At 72.8% G+C, this 15,206-nt stretch carries 15 protein-coding genes; 10 read left to right on the top strand and 5 right to left on the bottom strand.

Annotation, left to right across the window (positions count from 1 at the left end):
• Positions 1–46: 46 nt before the first annotated feature.
• Positions 47–1,129: a septation protein SepH gene (gene sepH / locus ACFRMQ_RS24990; RefSeq protein WP_380732839.1), complete on the bottom strand. Its 1,083-nt coding sequence runs from the start codon at positions 1,127–1,129 to the stop codon at positions 47–49.
• A gap of 518 nt (positions 1,130–1,647) precedes the next feature.
• Here sepH and ACFRMQ_RS24985 point away from each other — a divergent pair.
• Positions 1,648–2,496 (top strand): hypothetical protein, encoded by an 849-nt coding sequence (locus ACFRMQ_RS24985; protein WP_380732838.1) that lies wholly within the window; start codon positions 1,648–1,650, stop codon positions 2,494–2,496.
• Positions 2,497–2,556: 60 nt separating this feature from the next.
• Here the strand turns inward: ACFRMQ_RS24985 and ACFRMQ_RS24980 are convergent, their stop codons facing one another.
• Complete coding sequence (locus tag ACFRMQ_RS24980; RefSeq protein WP_380732837.1) at positions 2,557–3,879, bottom strand: D-arabinono-1,4-lactone oxidase; 1,323 nt, start codon at positions 3,877–3,879, stop codon at positions 2,557–2,559.
• 107 nt (positions 3,880–3,986) lie between these two features.
• On the bottom strand, positions 3,987–5,255 hold the full coding sequence (locus ACFRMQ_RS24975; RefSeq protein ID WP_380732836.1) for an MFS transporter: 1,269 nt from the start codon (positions 5,253–5,255) through the stop codon (positions 3,987–3,989).
• Positions 5,256–5,386: 131 nt separating this feature from the next.
• Between ACFRMQ_RS24975 and ACFRMQ_RS24970 the strand changes: the two genes are divergently transcribed.
• Together ACFRMQ_RS24970 and ACFRMQ_RS24965 are read left to right on the top strand one after the other, a co-directional pair.
• Positions 5,387–6,538, top strand: a complete 1,152-nt coding sequence (locus tag ACFRMQ_RS24970) for a ferrochelatase (RefSeq protein ID WP_380732834.1) — start codon at positions 5,387–5,389, stop codon at positions 6,536–6,538.
• A complete protein-coding gene (locus ACFRMQ_RS24965; protein ID WP_380732833.1) occupies positions 6,531–7,349 on the top strand; it encodes an inositol monophosphatase family protein in 819 nt (272 codons plus the stop codon). Before ACFRMQ_RS24970 ends, ACFRMQ_RS24965 begins: the two co-directional genes overlap by 8 nt.
• 169 nt (positions 7,350–7,518) lie before the next feature.
• Here the strand turns inward: ACFRMQ_RS24965 and ACFRMQ_RS24960 are convergent, their stop codons facing one another.
• Positions 7,519–7,704 (bottom strand): hypothetical protein, encoded by a 186-nt coding sequence (locus tag ACFRMQ_RS24960; protein ID WP_380732832.1) that lies wholly within the window; start codon positions 7,702–7,704, stop codon positions 7,519–7,521.
• A 445-nt stretch (positions 7,705–8,149) separates the two neighbouring features.
• Between ACFRMQ_RS24960 and ACFRMQ_RS24955 the strand changes: the two genes are divergently transcribed.
• The 4 genes from ACFRMQ_RS24955 (at position 8,150) to ACFRMQ_RS24940 (ending at position 12,269) form a co-directional block, all read left to right on the top strand.
• On the top strand, positions 8,150–8,803 hold the full coding sequence (locus ACFRMQ_RS24955; RefSeq protein WP_030285473.1) for a response regulator transcription factor: 654 nt from the start codon (positions 8,150–8,152) through the stop codon (positions 8,801–8,803).
• Between the two features lie 102 nt (positions 8,804–8,905).
• Entirely contained in the window at positions 8,906–10,222 is a 1,317-nt protein-coding gene (locus tag ACFRMQ_RS24950) for a sensor histidine kinase (protein ID WP_380732831.1), read from the top strand.
• A gap of 233 nt (positions 10,223–10,455) precedes the next feature.
• A complete protein-coding gene (locus tag ACFRMQ_RS24945) occupies positions 10,456–11,439 on the top strand; it encodes an acyl-ACP desaturase (RefSeq protein ID WP_380732830.1) in 984 nt (327 codons plus the stop codon).
• A 530-nt stretch (positions 11,440–11,969) separates the two neighbouring features.
• Positions 11,970–12,269: a DUF4193 domain-containing protein gene (locus ACFRMQ_RS24940; protein ID WP_030285479.1), complete on the top strand. Its 300-nt coding sequence runs from the start codon at positions 11,970–11,972 to the stop codon at positions 12,267–12,269.
• Positions 12,270–12,535: 266 nt separating this feature from the next.
• Here the strand turns inward: ACFRMQ_RS24940 and ACFRMQ_RS24935 are convergent, their stop codons facing one another.
• The gene (locus tag ACFRMQ_RS24935; RefSeq protein WP_380732829.1) at positions 12,536–12,985 is read right to left on the bottom strand and encodes a DUF3093 domain-containing protein; all 450 of its coding nucleotides are present in this window, start codon (positions 12,983–12,985) and stop codon (positions 12,536–12,538) included.
• Positions 12,986–13,121: 136 nt separating this feature from the next.
• Here ACFRMQ_RS24935 and ACFRMQ_RS24930 point away from each other — a divergent pair, with 136 nt between their 5' ends.
• The 3 genes from ACFRMQ_RS24930 (at position 13,122) to ACFRMQ_RS24920 (ending at position 15,037) form a co-directional block, all read left to right on the top strand.
• Positions 13,122–13,700: a PaaI family thioesterase gene (locus tag ACFRMQ_RS24930; protein WP_380732840.1), complete on the top strand. Its 579-nt coding sequence runs from the start codon at positions 13,122–13,124 to the stop codon at positions 13,698–13,700.
• Positions 13,697–14,164, top strand: coding sequence for a dUTP diphosphatase (gene dut, locus ACFRMQ_RS24925; protein ID WP_380732828.1), 468 nt, complete (start codon positions 13,697–13,699; stop codon positions 14,162–14,164). The genes ACFRMQ_RS24930 and dut overlap by 4 nt, the downstream gene beginning before the upstream one ends.
• A gap of 69 nt (positions 14,165–14,233) precedes the next feature.
• The gene (locus ACFRMQ_RS24920) at positions 14,234–15,037 is read left to right on the top strand and encodes a DUF3710 domain-containing protein (protein WP_380732827.1); all 804 of its coding nucleotides are present in this window, start codon (positions 14,234–14,236) and stop codon (positions 15,035–15,037) included.
• Positions 15,038–15,206: the final 169 nt, after the last annotated feature.

Raw genomic sequence — 15,206 nt, 5'->3', positions numbered from 1 at the left:
GGCGGGAGGCCGGGCCTCCCGCCCCTCCGGGGCACCGCGACGACTGCTACTCCTGCTTCTTGCGCCGGCTGCCGAAGACGATCTCGTCCCAGCTGGGCACGGTGGCCCGGCGCCCGGGCCGGACGCCGTCCGCCTCGGCCTGCCGGTCGGTGGTGCCGACCAGTCGCTCGCGGTGCGGGGCGACGGCGCGCGGCATCAGGATGTCGGCGTAGGCCGAGCCCGCGCCGACCGCCGGGGCGGCGGCTGCCGCGGCCGACTCCTCGCCCTCCTCGGCGACCTCGGCGGGCACCGGCTCGATCGCGCTGGGGCCGCCGACGGCGAGGTCGCCGCGGAAGGCGGGGACCACGTCGAGCAGGCTGGTCAGCGAGTCCCGGGACTCGGCGGTGGCCTCCCGCGACTCGCGGACCTCGCGGGCCGACATGATCCGGTCGGCCGAGGGCCGGTCGATCATCGGGCGCGGCGGCCGGTCCTGGGGGAGCCGGGCGATCCGCGGGATGAACGGGAAGACCGACTCCTCCTCGCGGTCGACGTTCTCGCCGATCAGCGCGCGGGCCTCGTCGTCGTTGGGCTGGACCAGGCGCCTGGGCGGGTCGTACGTCCAGGAGGCGCTGCGGCCCTCGCCGTCGGCCCGGTAGGAGAGGATGACCTCCCAGGTGCCGTCGTCGCGCCGCCAGGAGTCCCAGCGCTCGGTGTCCTTCTCGGCGCCGCGCAGCGCGAGCCGCTCGGCCACGGCCTCGCCCAGCTGCGGGCCGGGGGACTCGCCGTTGCGGCGGATGGCGGTCTTGCGGGCGCGCTCGGCCATGAACGCGCGCTCGGCGAGCACCGGCCCCTCGAAGCGGCGGACGCGGTCGACGGAGATCCCGGCGGCCTGGGCGACCTCCTCGGCGGAGGCACCGGCTCGTATCCGCGCCTGGATGTCCCGGGGGCGCAGGTGGCTCTCGACCTCGATCTCGATCTGGCCGAGGCGCGGCCGGTCGCCGCGGATGGCGGCGCGCAGCCGCTCGTCGATGGGAAGGGTGTACTCCGTGCTGTCGGCAGCCTTGAGCACCAGCCGTGTGCCGTCGTTGCTGACGGCCACAACCCGCAGTTCGGGCACGGTTACCTCCCGGGTGGTGCCTGCCGACGTCACCTGCGTCGCTGCTCCCGTACTGAGTGTGGCCTGCCCACTCGCGACTGGCCACAACCTTGCTGAGTTCCCCGGCGTGTCGGGCTTACGCCCGCGCACGCCGTTGTGGCACGGTTGCCTTTTTGCCACGCCATCCGTCGACGTCGCGCCTGGGTGTCCCGGCCGTCCTCGCACGCGGAGTGACTGCGACGATCCGGGACCGGCGTCGCCGTGCGTGCCCGTTCCGTGGCTCCTCGTCAAGCTGCCGGTGGTGGCGCAGTCGACAAGTCGACCCAAGGCTCGGGCTTTACGAACAGTACTCCATTCGTGGCATCCAACGGGGCGGCTCGCCGCTCAAGTCTCCCGCGATTCACGGGAATCTCAAGAGCGCGCTCCACCAATGGCGGACCACCGTCGGATGAACGGTGATCATCTTCACACAATCCGGGTGCGAAGAACCGCATTTTCGTCCCTTGTGTCCTTCTTTGGGCAAGATGGAGTGTCTTGTTCGAAGAACGCTCGTACGAACCCGAGGGATGTCGATGCCGGAGCGGAGTGCCGTCGAGGAGGGCGGCAAGGCCAAAGAGGGGCGCAAGCGGATCGATCTGAGTGTGGCTCAGGTCGCGGCGAGCGCGCTGGCCACGGTGGTGGGCGCGCTGTTGGCGTCCGAACTGGGGGTGTACGGCACCATCCTGGGCGCGGCCGTGGTGAGCATCGGGGCGACCACCGGCGGCGCGGTGTTCCAGCACATCTTCAAGCGGACCGGCGAGCAACTGCGCGGGGCGGTGGACCGGGGGCCGAACGCGACGGCCAACTCCCTGCGCCAGGTGCCGGTCGAGCCCGAACAGTCGCCGACGCGGGTGCGGCCGGCGGCGGTCACCTCGGAGTGGAGTGCGCCGCAGGTGGTGCGGGCACGGCGGCGCTGGAGCTGGAAGACCTACGCGGCGGTGTCCGGACTGGTCTTCGTGCTGGCGATGGTGCCGATCGTGGCGTTCGAACTGGCCACCGGGCAGCCGGTGTCGGCGACGGTCAAGGGGGAGTCGGGCAACGGCACCTCCTTCGGCGGCTCGGTGGCTCCCAAGTCCTCGGCCCCGAAGGACGCTCCCCCGGAGCGGCCGTCCACCGGTGGTGGCGGGCGGGGCCCGGAGTCCACGCCCTCCGGCGGCGCGTCGGCGCCGGCGACCACGCGGCCGAGCCGGGAGCCGGACGCCACGCCGAGCGCCGGCGCGGGCAAGGAGTCGCCCTCGACGGGCCCGAGCGCGACCCCGACGGCCGGTGCCTCCGGGCCGGCGGGCGGCGGGCGGCCCACCGGCGGGGCGACCCCGCAGCCGTCGGCGCCGGGCGACGCGCCGGCGAACGATCCGGCGAAGGCGCCGGTCACCCCGCCGTAGGACGCTCCTTAGGGTCCAGGCCCTGTCCGGCCGATCCGCCAAGATCGGCCGGACAGGGACCTAGGCGCCGAGCACCCGGCGCAGGTAGTCGTTGCCGAACACCCGCCGCGGGTCGACCTCGTCGCGCAGTGCGGTGAAGTCGCCGAAGTGCGGGTAGGCGCCGGCCAGGTACTCGGCGTCACGGGTGTGCAGCTTGCCCCAGTGCGGGCGCCCCTGATGGGCGGTCATCAGCTGTTCCACGCCGGTGAAGTAGCCCTGGTCGGCGGTGCCCCGGTAGAGGTGGACGGCGATGTAGGCGGTGTCCCGGCCGGAGGCGGTGGAGAGCCAGAGGTCGTCGGCGGGGGCGAAGCGCACCTCGACGGGGAAGCTGATCCTCCAGTCGGACCGTTCGATCAGGGCCTTCAGTTCGCGCAGCACCTCGCCGACGGCCGCGCGCGGCACCGCGTACTCCATCTCCAGGAAGCGGACCTTGCGCGGGCTGGTGAACACCTTGTAGGCGGTGTCGGTGAAGCTGCGCTCGGACCAGGCCCGGCTGGCCAGCGAGGCGATCGAGGGGATCGAGCCGGGGAAGCGCCGGCCGACCCGGCAGGCCCCCTCCCAGACGGTATTGGAGAGGAAGTCGTCCTCCAGCCACTCCTTGAACCGGGGCAGCGGGGCGGCCGGGCCCTGGCTGCGGTTGTTGCGCTTGGTGGAGCAGCGGTCGGTGTGCGGGAACCAGTAGAACTCGAAGTGCTCGTTGACGGCGGTGAGGTCGTCCAGGCGCTCCAGCACCTCGTCGAAGCCCATCGGCTGCTCGTGCGCGGTGAGCAGGAAGGCCGGCTCGACGCCGAAGGTGAGGGCGGTGATCACGCCGAGCGCGCCGAGGCCGAGCCGGGCGCCCTGGAAGAGCCGGGGGTTCTCGGTGGGGGAGCAGTGCCGGACGGTGCCGTCCGCGAGGACGATCTCCAGCGCGCGGATCTGGGCGGCCAGCGAGCCGGAGTCGCGGCCGGTGCCGTGGGTGCCGGTGCTGGTGGCGCCGGCCACGGTCTGGACCTCGATGTCGCCCATGTTGGTCAGCGAGAGGCCCGCGGCGGCGAGGACCCGGTTGAGCCGGTGCAGCGGGAGGCCGGATTCGACGGTGATGGTGCCGGCCTCGCGGTCGATCCCGCGGACGGCGGTGAGCGCGTGCGGGCGGATCTGGACGCCGTCGCCGGCGGAGGCGATCGAGGTGAAGGAGTGGCCGGAGCCGACGGCCTTGACGGTGCGGCCCTGTTCGGTGGCCCGCAGGATCTCCTTGGCCAGTTCCTCCACGGTGCCGGGGGCGGCGGCCCGGGCGGGCCGGGCGCTCTGGTTGCCGGCCCAGTTGGTCCACCGGGTGGGGGTCGCGGTACTGGCCTGGGGCATTGGGCTGCCTCCTGCTCCGTGGCCGAACCGGTCGGCGCGATCCGGGGCGGCGCGGCGCCCGCCCTACCCACGGGTAGGCCCGCGGGTAGGGCGAGAGATTAGTCAGTTCACCGTCCGGCGTCTACGGGTAGTTCGACCCCGTTCTCCGCCGGGGTGGCGGGCGTGTCGGCCGCGAGCCCGGCGCGCAGCCGGCCGAGGCCGGCGAGGGCGGCGACCACTCCGAGCAGGCCGGCCGCCAGCGGCACCCAGTAGCCGGCGGCGGCGCCGGAGGAGTCGATCACCCAGCCGCCGGCCGAGGAGCCGGCCGCGACGCCGAGGGCCAGGCCAGTGGTGGTCCAGGTCATGCCCTCGGTCAGTTGGGCGGCCGGGACGAGCCGTTCGACCAGCGCCATCGCGGTGATCAGGGTGGGGGAGATGGCGACGCCCGCGACCAGCAGCGCGGCGCCGACCGCGACCAGCCCGCCGACGCCGTTCACCGCGTGGGCGACCAGGAGCAGCGGCACCATGCTGACCGCCATGAACAGCACGCCGACGAGGAAGCGTACGGCCATCGAGCCGGAGGGCTTGAGGGTGCCGAACACCACCCCGGCCAGGCAGGAGCCGAGCGCCCACAGGGCGAGGATCACGCTGGAGATCGACTTGTGGCCCTGGTCCTCGGCGAAGGCGACGGTGACCACCTCGACCGAACCGAAGATCGCGCCGGTGGCGACGAAGGTCAGGATCAGCACCTGGAGGCCGCCGTTGAGGATGACCGAGCGGCCCTGATGCCGGGCGGCCGGATGGACCGGCGGTTCGGTGGAACGCTGCCCGGCGAACAGCAGGACGCCGACGGCGAGGAAGATCCCGGAGAGCAGCACGCCGGCCTCGGGGAAGACCGAGGTGGCCAGGCCGATGGAGAGGATCGGGCCGACGATGAAGCAGACCTCGTCGACCACGGCCTCGAAGGAGTACGCGGTGTGCAGCCTGTCGCCGTCCTCGCGGTAGAGGTGGGCCCAGCGGGCGCGGACCATCGCGCCGGTGCTCGGCATCACGCCCATGCCGGCGGCGAAGACGAACAGCGTCCAGTCCGGGGCCTCCAGTCGGGCGCAGAGCAGCAGGCCGGTGACGGAGACGATGGTGATCGCCATGGCGGGGACGATGATCCTGCGCTGGCCGTGCCGGTCGACCAGCCGGGAGACCTGCGGGCCGAGGATCGCGGCGGAGACCGCGAGGCAGGCGGAGACCAGGCCGGCCACCCCGTAGGAGCCTCTGAGCTGGGAGAGCATGGTCACGATGCCGATCCCGGTCATGGAGATCGGCAGGCGGGAGACGAAGCCGGTGGAGGAGAAGGCCAGAGTGCCGGGGGAGGCGAATATCTGGCGGTAGCTGGACAGCACGGGAGCTCCGGCAGGGGGAGTAAGGAACAAGGCTGGCAAACACAGCTTACGTACCTTGGCAAACGGTATTTTCCGGACACCCGCGCGGCCCCGGCGACGGCGCCCGGTCCCGCAGTGGCAGGATCGGTGGCATGTCCGACGCGCGCAAAACCGCCCCCTCCGGCGCCGCCCCGTACGACGCCCTGCTGCTGCTGTCCTTCGGCGGGCCCGAGGGCCCCGAGGAGGTCGTCCCGTTCCTGGAGAACGTCACCCGCGGCCGCGGCATCCCCAAGGAGCGGCTGAGGGAAGTGGGCAAGCACTACTTCATGTTCGGCGGGGTCAGTCCGATCAACGGGCAGAACCGGGAGCTGCTCGCCGCGCTGCGCGAGGACTTCGCCGGGCACGGGCTGGACCTGCCGGTCTACTGGGGCAACCGGAACTGGGCGCCCTACCTCGTGGACACCCTGCGGGAGCTGGCGGCGGACGGCCACCGCCGGATCGCCGTGCTCGCCACCAGCGCCTACGCCGGCTACTCGGGCTGCCGCCAGTACCGGGAGAACCTGGCCGACGCGCTGGCCACCCTCGCCGAGGAGGGCGCGCCCGCCCTGCGGGTCGACAAGCTGCGGCACTTCTACAACCACCCGGGCTTCGTCGGGCCGATGATCGACGCCACCCTGGCCGCCCTGGCGGAACTGCCCGAGGCCGTCCGCCCCGGCGCCCGGCTGGCGTTCACCACCCACTCCATCCCGGACGCCATGGCCGAGACCTCCGGCGCCCCGGACGACCCGGCCCGCGGCGAGCCCGGCGGCGCGTACGTCGCCGAGCACCTGGACGTGGCCCGGCTGATCGCCGCCGCCGTGGCCGAGCGCACCGGCGTGGCCGACCGGCCCTGGGAGCTGGTGTACCAGAGCCGCAGCGGGGCGCCCCACATCCCGTGGCTGGAACCCGACATCTGCGACCACCTGGAGGCCCAGCACGCCGACGGCGCGCCGGCCGTGGTGATGGTCCCGATCGGATTCGTCTCCGACCACATGGAGGTCAAGTACGACCTCGACACCGAGGCCGTCGCCAAGGCCGCCGAACTCGGACTGCCGGTCGCCCGGGCCGCCACCGTCGGCGCCGACCCCCGGTTCACCGCCGCCGTGCGCGAACTCGTCCTGGAGCGGGCCGCCACCGAGCGGGGCGAGGGCGTGACCCGCTGCGCCCTCGGCGCCCTCGGCCCCAGCCACGACGTGTGCGCCGTGGCCTGTTGCCCCAACCCGCGCGCCCCGCGCCCCGCCGTCGCCGAGGAGAGCCATGTCTGACCCCGCCCTGCCCGACGACGGGCTCCTCGACGAACTGCTGGAGGTCGCCCTGGACGCGGCCCGGCAGGCCGGTGCCCTGCTGCGCGACGGCCGCCCCGCCGACCTCGGCGTGGCCGGCACCAAGAGCAGCCCGGTCGACGTGGTCACCGAGATGGACCTCGCCTCCGAGAAGCTCGTCCTGGAGCTGATCACCGACCGCCGCCCGGAGGACGGCTACCTTGGTGAGGAGGGCGCCGAGCGGCCCGGCACCAGCGGGGTCCGCTGGATCGTGGACCCGCTCGACGGCACGGTCAACTACCTCTACGGGCTGCCCTCCTGGGCGGTCAGCGTGGCCGCCGAGGTGGACGGCCGGGCGGTCGTCGGCGTGGTGTACGCACCGGCCCGCGGCGAGCTGTTCCACGCCGTCCTGGGCCGCGGCGCCCGCCTCGACGGCCGTCCGCTGTCGGCCCGCCCGGCTCCGCCCTGGGGTCAGGCGCTGATCGCCACCGGCTTCAACTACGTCCAGGCGGTGCGGGTGCGGCAGGCGGAGGTGCTGCTGGCGCTGATGCCGGAGGTGCGGGACATCCGCCGGGGCGGGGCGGCCGCGGTGGACCTGTGCGACGTCGCCGCCGGGCGGCTGGACGGTTACTACGAGCGCGGCCTCGCCCCCTGGGACCGGGCGGCCGGGTGCCTGATCGCCGCCGAGGCCGGCGCCCTGGTCGGCGGCCGGCCCGGGCACGGACCGGCCGGCGAGCTGACCGTGGCCGCCGCCCCGGGGGTGTACGAGCCGCTCCAGGAGCGGCTGGCCGCGCTGCGCGCCTGGGCGGACTGACCGGCCCCCCCCGTGAGGGCCGTCCCGTTCCCCGCGAAGAGCGGGCGGGACGGCCCCGGGCATGCGAAGAGCCCTGACATACGGGGGATGCCAGGGCCTTGGATCTCGCACGGCCCCCACAGGGCCGCTGGTGCCGGTGGTCCGGCGACGGGTCGGCGTTCCGGACGGATCAGGCGGCGGTGCGGTGGCGGTCCAGCACCGTGTCCACGCCGTGTTCGGCGGCGAGCCGGCGGAGGTCGTCCAGCTCGGACTGCTCCACCTCGGCGAGGAACTCGTCCCCGGCCTCGATCGCGCGGTGCAGATCCTGCTCGGCGCTGGCTATGCGCTGCAGGATTCCGGCCTTGAAGGCGTCCATACGGGCCCCCTTACTGTGTCGGACGTGCACGGTCGTGCGCTCTCCGCCCCGAGGAAGGTCCAGCCGGTGAAAGCACGCCGACCGGCAGGTGGTGGATCGCCGGACGGGTGCGGAGACGGCCTGCGGCCGCTCCCGGTGATGTCCCAGCCCCAGGGCCGGCGCGGATGAACGCACGGCGGGTGGGTGCGATCGGCCGTCAGCCAGATCGCGGGTGTGCAGCTGTCCTCCCCGCCCCGGGGGCCCGGAAACCTCCCGGCGGAAGAAAGTTGCCCGCGTCACAGTCCAAGCGGAGTGGTGCGAGTGCGAACGAGGGTCGCCCCCCGGAGCCCGCGGCCGTGCCCGGGAGGCAGCTTATCGCTGCTTTACCGCCGGACCAGGCAGGATGGAGGCACCGTCGGAGCCGTGCGTCCGCTTCCGGGGCCGGCCTGGAGAAGGGACAACCACCGTGCGGGTTCTCGTCGTCGAGGACGAGCAGCTGCTCGCCGAGGCCGTCGCGACCGGCCTGCGCCGCGAGGCGATGGCCGTCGACGTGGTGTACGACGGGGAGGCCGCGCTCCAGCGCATCGCGGTCAACGACTACGACGTCGTGGTCCTGGACCGCGACCTTCCGCTGGTCCACGGGGACGACGTCTGCCGCAAGGTGGTCGAGCAGGGCCTGGCGACCCGGGTGATCATGCTGACCGCCTCCGGCGACATCAGCGACCGGGTCGAGGGCCTGGAGATCGGCGCGGACGACTACCTTCCGAAGCCGTTCGCCTTCAGTGAACTCGTCGCCCGCGTACGGGCGCTGGGCCGCCGCGCGACCATCCCGCTGCCCCCGGTGCTGGAACGGGCCGGCATCTCGCTCGACCCAGGCCGCCGCGAGGTGATCCGCGAAGGACGCACCGTCCAGCTCGCCCCCAAGGAGTTCGCCGTCCTGGAGGTGCTGATGCGGGCCGGCGGCGCCGTCGTCTCCGCCGAACAGCTCCTGGAGAAGGCCTGGGACGAGCACACCGACCCGTTCACCAACGTCGTGCGCGTCACCGTGATGACGCTGCGCCGCAAGCTCGGCGACCCGCCGGTGATCGTCACCGTGCCGGGCTCCGGCTACCGGATCTGACCACCTGAGTCCGCCCCGGCGGACCCCCGTCGACGAGGGCCCGCCCCCGAGGGCTCCCCGCCGTGAAGCGCCCGCCCCGGCGGACGCCCCGAGAGGACCATCATGACCACCCCGCCCCCGGTCGGCGGGCCCTCCGGCGCGCCCGCCGGCGGCCCGCGTGCCGTACCCCCCAGACCCGCGCACCCCCCGCGCCCGCCCAGGCTCCAGCAGCACCGCGGGGAGACCTACGTCCCCGGCGACGGCATGCTCGCCTGGCTGCCCTTCCGCCCCACCATCCGGATGCGCCTCACGCTGCTCTACGGCGGGATGTTCCTGATGGCCGGCGTCGTCCTGCTGCTGCTGATGTACGTGTTCTTCCAGGACGCCGTCTCCTACCTGGCCCCGCGCACGTTCAACTTCAACGGCGACTTCGTCCGGGTCGTCGGCCCCAACGGCACCAGCGTCGACATGGACAGCAGGCAGTTCAACGACGCGCAGACCGCCTACTACCTGGCACGCTCCGACTCCGCGCTGAACACGCTGCTGCGCAAGTCGCTCACCATGCTGGTCTGCCTCGCGATCATCGCCTTCGCGGCCGGCTACGCCCTGGCCGGCCGGGTGCTGCGCCCGCTCGGCCGGATCACCCGCACCGCCCGTGACGTCGCCTCCTCCGACCTGCACCGCCGGATCGAGCTGGACGGCCCGGACGACGAGCTCAAGGAGCTCGCCGACACCTTCGACGGCATGCTGGACCGGCTGGACCGGTCCTTCGACTCCCAGCGCCGCTTCGTCGCCAACGCCTCGCACGAGCTGCGCACCCCGCTGGCGATCAACCGCACCCTGCTGGAGGTCCAGCTCTCCGATCCCGGGGCCTCCCAGGACCTCCAGCAGCTGGGCAAGACCCTGCTGGCCACCAACGAGCGCAGCGAACAGCTCGTCGAGGGCCTGCTGCTGCTCGCCCGCAGCGAGAACGAGCTGACCGAGCGGCGACCGGTGGAGCTGTCCGAGGTGGCCACCCGGGCGCTGGAGCAGACCCGGGCCGAGGCCGACAAGCGCGAGGTCGAGCTGCGCTCGAAGCTCGATCCGGCGGTGGCCGCCGGAAACGGGGTGCTGCTGGAGCGGCTGGCACTCAACCTGCTGCAGAACGCCGTCCGCTACAACACCCCGGGCGGCTGGGTCGAGCTGGCCACCACCGCCGTGCCCGGCGGCGGCGAGCTGGTGGTCTCCAACACCGGCCCGGTGGTGCCCGGGTACGAACTGGAGCACATCTTCGAGCCGTTCCGCCGGATCAAGGGCGCCGACCGCACCCGCAGCGACAAGGGGGTGGGGCTCGGGCTGTCCATCGTCCGCTCGGTGGTGCGCGCCCACGGCGGCACCATCGAGGCCACGCCGCGCGCCGGCGGCGGACTCACCATGAGGGTCCGGATCCCCTCACCGTAAGGGTCCAACGCCCCTTCCGTGGGCGACCGTTTCCAGCCGCCCCCGCCAGGCCCGTCAAGACGACATAAGGCCTGGCGGGGGCGGCTTGTCATTTGCGGCCCGAGCAACTTACGGTGTCGTAACCTACGCAACCGTAGGTGAATCCGCCGGCCTCCCCGCCGACGGGTCCGAACCACGTCGATCCCGTGCAGCGCGCCCGTCCCAGCGCGTCCCGTCCCCTCAGGAGCCAGACCGTGACCATCGCCCCTGTGCAGAGCAGCTCCTCGCTCGTCGCGAGCGGCTGGACCGACGCGCGGCTGATCCTCGCCCTCGAAGAGGTCGTGGAGAAGGAACTCAACCGCCACCTGGGCATCGCCAAGGAGTGGATGCCGCACGAGTTCGTCCCGTGGAGCCAGGGCCGCGACTTCGACGGCGTGCTGGGCGGCGAGGCGTGGTCCCTGGAGCAGTCCCAGGTGACCGCGGTGGGCCGGGTGTCGCTGGTGGTCAACCTGCTGACCGAGGACAACCTGCCCAGCTACCACCACGAGATCGCGACCATGTTCGGGCGCGAGGGCGCCTGGGGCACCTGGGTGCACCGCTGGACGGCCGAGGAGGGGCGGCACGGCATAGCCATCCGCGACTACCTGCTCGCCACCCGGGCGGTCGACCCGGTGGAGCTGGAGCGGGCCCGGATGAGCCACATGTCGGAGGGCTTCGAGTCCGACAACGCGCACAGCATGCTGCACTCGGTCGCCTACGTGGCCTTCCAGGAGCTCGCCACCCGCATCGCGCACCGCAACACCGGCAAGTACGCCGGCGACCCGCTCTGCGAGCAGCTGCTGGCGAAGATCGCCAACGACGAGAACCTGCACATGGTCTTCTACCGGAACCTGCTGAAGGCCGCCCTGGAGATCGCCCCGGACCAGGCCATGCGGGCCATCGCCGACGTGGTCACCGACTTCCGGATGCCCGGCCACGGAATCCCCGGTTTCGAGCGCGCCGCCGCGCAGATCGCCCTCGGCGGGGTGTACAACCTCCGCATCCACCACGACGACGTGCTCCAGCCGGTGCTGCGCCACCTCAAGGTGATGGAGCTCGGCGGTCTCGGCCCGGAGGGCCTGCTCGCGCAGAACGAGCTGGGCGTCTTCCTGGACGGGCTGGACAGCCAGGCCCGGAAGTTCGAGGAGCGGCAGGCCGCCCTGCTGGCGCGCCGCGAGGCCCGGAAGAACGCCGGCTGAGGCGCGGCCGAACGTCGGCCGGGGCGAGCCGGAACGCGGGACCGGAACGCGGCCCGGGGCGCGTCGGCCGGCGGTCGGACTGGGTGGATTTTCCGTGCTTTGCCCCGGAAGATTCTTAACGTGACCAAGCTCACACCGTGTCGCTCCGCGATTCCGGGCAACCCCGGAGAGTGACCGCTCGATCGGCGGTGCCGATTGCCGTCCGTAACCGGATTCCACTCCCAGCCAGATCTCAGGAATCGGTCGGCATCCCTGACCGGCAAGGGATTCGGCGGGTGTCCGTACCCGCCGCGCTCACTGTGCGTGTCCGGTTCGCCGGGGCTGCGGAGGGCCGGCGATGGCCCAGCGTGAGGCCTTCCGCAGCCCCGGGGATCACCCCGATGGAGCCCGGGCTGAGTGTCGATTGAGTAACAGGGCTTGAAGTAAGGCAAAATCTCCGCCTCGGGTCGGGCACAAGACCGACCCCCCATGCGTTACGTGCGCTGGAGATACCGCACACACCGCACAAACCCGGAGGGGGAGAGCGAAAAATGGCAACCGACTACGACACCCCACGCAAGACCGACGACGAGCTCAACGAGGACAGCATCGAGGAGCTCAAGGCCCGACGGAACGACAAGGGCGGAAGCTCTGTCGACGTCGACGAGTTCGACGCCGCCGAGGGCATGGAGCTGCCCGGCGCCGACCTCTCCAACGAGGAACTCGCCGTCCGCGTGCTGCCGAAGCAGGCCGACGAGTTCACCTGCATGAGCTGCTTCCTCGTGCACCACCGCAGCCAGCTCTACAGCGAGAAGAACGGCAACCCGATCTGCCGGGACTGCGGCGCCTGAGCACCGCGGCGGACAGGGCCCGGTGCCCGCGGCTGCGCCCGCGGGACCGGCACACCGCTCCTTCCGGCCCCGGGCAGCGGGGCCGGACGGCAGATCCGGGAACCGTCCGACTGGACGGGCCCGGCAGGACGGAGTCGGCCGGTACACCGGTCAGGACAAAGTCGTAGGGACGGTCCCGCAACAGCGGAACCGTCCCTCTCCGTTTGTCCGGCCCGTCCGGCCGGCGTGTTCCTCGGTCCGACCGGCGCGTGGCCGGCCGGCGCGCCTCAGGTGCGGGCGCCGCGCCGGGCTTCCTCCAGCGCCTCCGCCAGCTTCATCGGCGAGCGGGTCGACAGGTACAGGTACGGCGTCGGGTCGGCCGGGTCGGTCACCTCGATCCGCAGCGCCGTCGGGACGTAGCTGCGCAGCAGCATGAAGGCGCGCGGATCGGCCTTCGGGCCGCGCCAGGCCGCCGCCTCGGCGGGGCTCAGCGCGTGCGCCGCGCCGAGCGCGTCCACCGGGATCCGGGCCGGGCCGGCCACCAGCGAGCCCTGGACCACGCGAATGCGGGCCGAGCCGTAGCTGCTGATCGCGACCGCGCCGGCGGCGATGCCGACCACCAGCCCGATCAGCGCGGCCGGACCGTTGACCCGGATCAGGATCAGCGCGAGCGTGAATCCCACCGCGACCGGGAGCAGCCACCAGGAACGCGGCACCGTGAGGCGTTCGTCGTACATGTCCTCCATTGTGGGCGCCCTGATGTCCGGCCCCGGACGCCACCCCCACCGGAGGCCTCGCTACCCCTGGGTAGGCTGGGGCCCCGTGACCGGTACGACAGCCCCCCACGCCCCCACCGACCGGCCGGCCTCCACGATGCCGGTGACCCCGACCACCCCGCCGCCGGACGCCGTCCTGCCGGAGCGCCACCCCCAGGCGCCCGCCCCCGGCACCCGGCTCGGCTCCCACTACGAACACTGCTTCGGCTGTGGCCCGCAGCACCCCGGCGGCCTGCGGCTCGACGCCGTCGCCGGCGAGGGACTCGACGTCACCGCCGAGTTCGCCGTCCGGGACGCCCACCAGGGCGGCCCCGGCCTGGCCCACGGCGGCCTGCTGACCACCGCGATGGACGAGACCCTCGGCACGCTCAACTGGCTGCTGCACGCCCCCGCCGTGACCGGCCGGCTGGAGACCGACTTCCTCAGCCCGGTGCCCGTCGACTCGGTGCTGCACCTGCGCGCCTGGATCACCGGGGTGCACGGCCGCAAGGTCTACAGCGCCGCCGAGGCGCGGATCGGCGGCCCGGACGGGCCGGTCGCGGTGCGCGCGCAAGCCCTCTTCATCCAGGTGAAGCTGGAACACTTCACCACGCACGGTCGTCCCGAGGACATCGAGAGGGTCCTCGACGACCCGGATCTGATGAAGCGCGCCCGAGCCTTTGAGGTGAACCCTTGAGCGACACCCCCCGCCCGCAGCTGGACGTCCTGATCAAGCGCATCGACCCCGAGCTGCCGCTGCCCGCCTACGCGCAGCCCGGGGACGCCGGTGCCGACCTGCGCACCACCGTCGACGCCGAGCTGGCCCCCGGTGAGCGGGCCGTCCTGCCCACCGGCATCGCCGTCGCCCTGCCGGACGGCTACGCGGCCTTCGTCCACCCCCGGTCCGGGCTGGCAGCTCGTTGCGGAGTTGCCCTCGTGAACGCCCCGGGGACGGTCGATGCCGGGTACCGTGGAGAGATCAAGGTGATCGTCGTCAATCTGGACCCGCGCGAGGGGGTCAGCTTCCGCCGAGGGGACCGAATCGCCCAGCTGGTGATCCAGCAGGTCGAGAAGGCCCGTTTCCACGAAGTGGGGGAGCTGCCTGGGTCGGCACGCGCCGAGGGCGGGTTCGGGTCGACCGGCGGCCACGCCGCGGTCTAGCATGCCCGCGGCCTCGCAGGAAGCCGAGCAGGTATACGCATCGGTCTTGGACCGGGAAGGACAGTGACCGTGTTCCGTCGTCGCCAGAAGAGCGAGGACGCTGTCGAGCAGCTCGCCGACGACGCCATCAGCGCCGACGAGACGGCCGATGACGTCGAAGGTTCCGCCGAGAGCGAGAACGTGACCGAGCTGGACCCGGCCGACAGGGTCGGCCTGCCGCCGGCCCCCCGGCCGGACGGTCCGTGGGACCACACCGAGCTGGAGAACCCCGAGGAGGGGCGAGTCGACCTCGGGGGTCTGCTGGTCCCCGGTGTCGAGGGCATGGAACTGCGGGTCGAGGTCGCCGGTGACGCGATCGTGGCCGCCACCCTCGTGCTCGGCAACAGCGCCATCCAGCTCCAGGCCTTCGCGGCCCCGAAGTCGGAGGGCATCTGGGGGGAGGTCCGGGAGGAGATCGCCAGTGGCATCACCTCGCAGGGCGGCATCATCGAGGAGGAGGAGGGCCCGCTCGGCTGGCACCTCCGCGCCCAGGTCCCGGTGCAGCTTCCGGACGGCACCCAGGGCGTGCAGCTGGTCCGGTTCGTCGGCTGCGACGGTCCGCGCTGGTTCCTTCGCGGTGTGATCTCCGGCCAGGCCGCGGTGCAGCCGGAGATGGCCGGCATCCTGGAGCAGGTCTTCCGCCAGACGGTCGTCGTGCGCGGCGAGTCCCCGATGGCTCCGCGCGACCCGATCGTGCTGAAGCTCCCCGAGGACGCCCAGATGGTCGCCGACGGTGGCGGGGCGGCCGCTGCCGCGGGTGAGGGCGACAGCCGCTTCGGCGGTGCCTCGCTCGACCCGTTCGCGCGCGGCCCGGAGATCACCGAGGTCCGCTGACCCGGCTCTGATCAGTACTGATCGCCCCTGCCCGGACTCCCGGGCAGGGGCGATTTGCATGTGGCGGGCCGGTACCCGTACAGTTCCGGAGTCGCCGCGGGAGACCGGGGAGACAAAGCGGAAAGCGAATCCGATGAATGAAACTCCGGAAAACGGAGCGGAAAACATC

Source organism: Kitasatospora sp. NPDC056783 (genome assembly GCF_042789895.1).
In the GTDB taxonomy this organism is placed as follows: Bacteria; Actinomycetota; Actinomycetes; order Streptomycetales; family Streptomycetaceae; genus Kitasatospora.
This window is presented reverse-complemented; position numbering and strand designations above follow the sequence as displayed.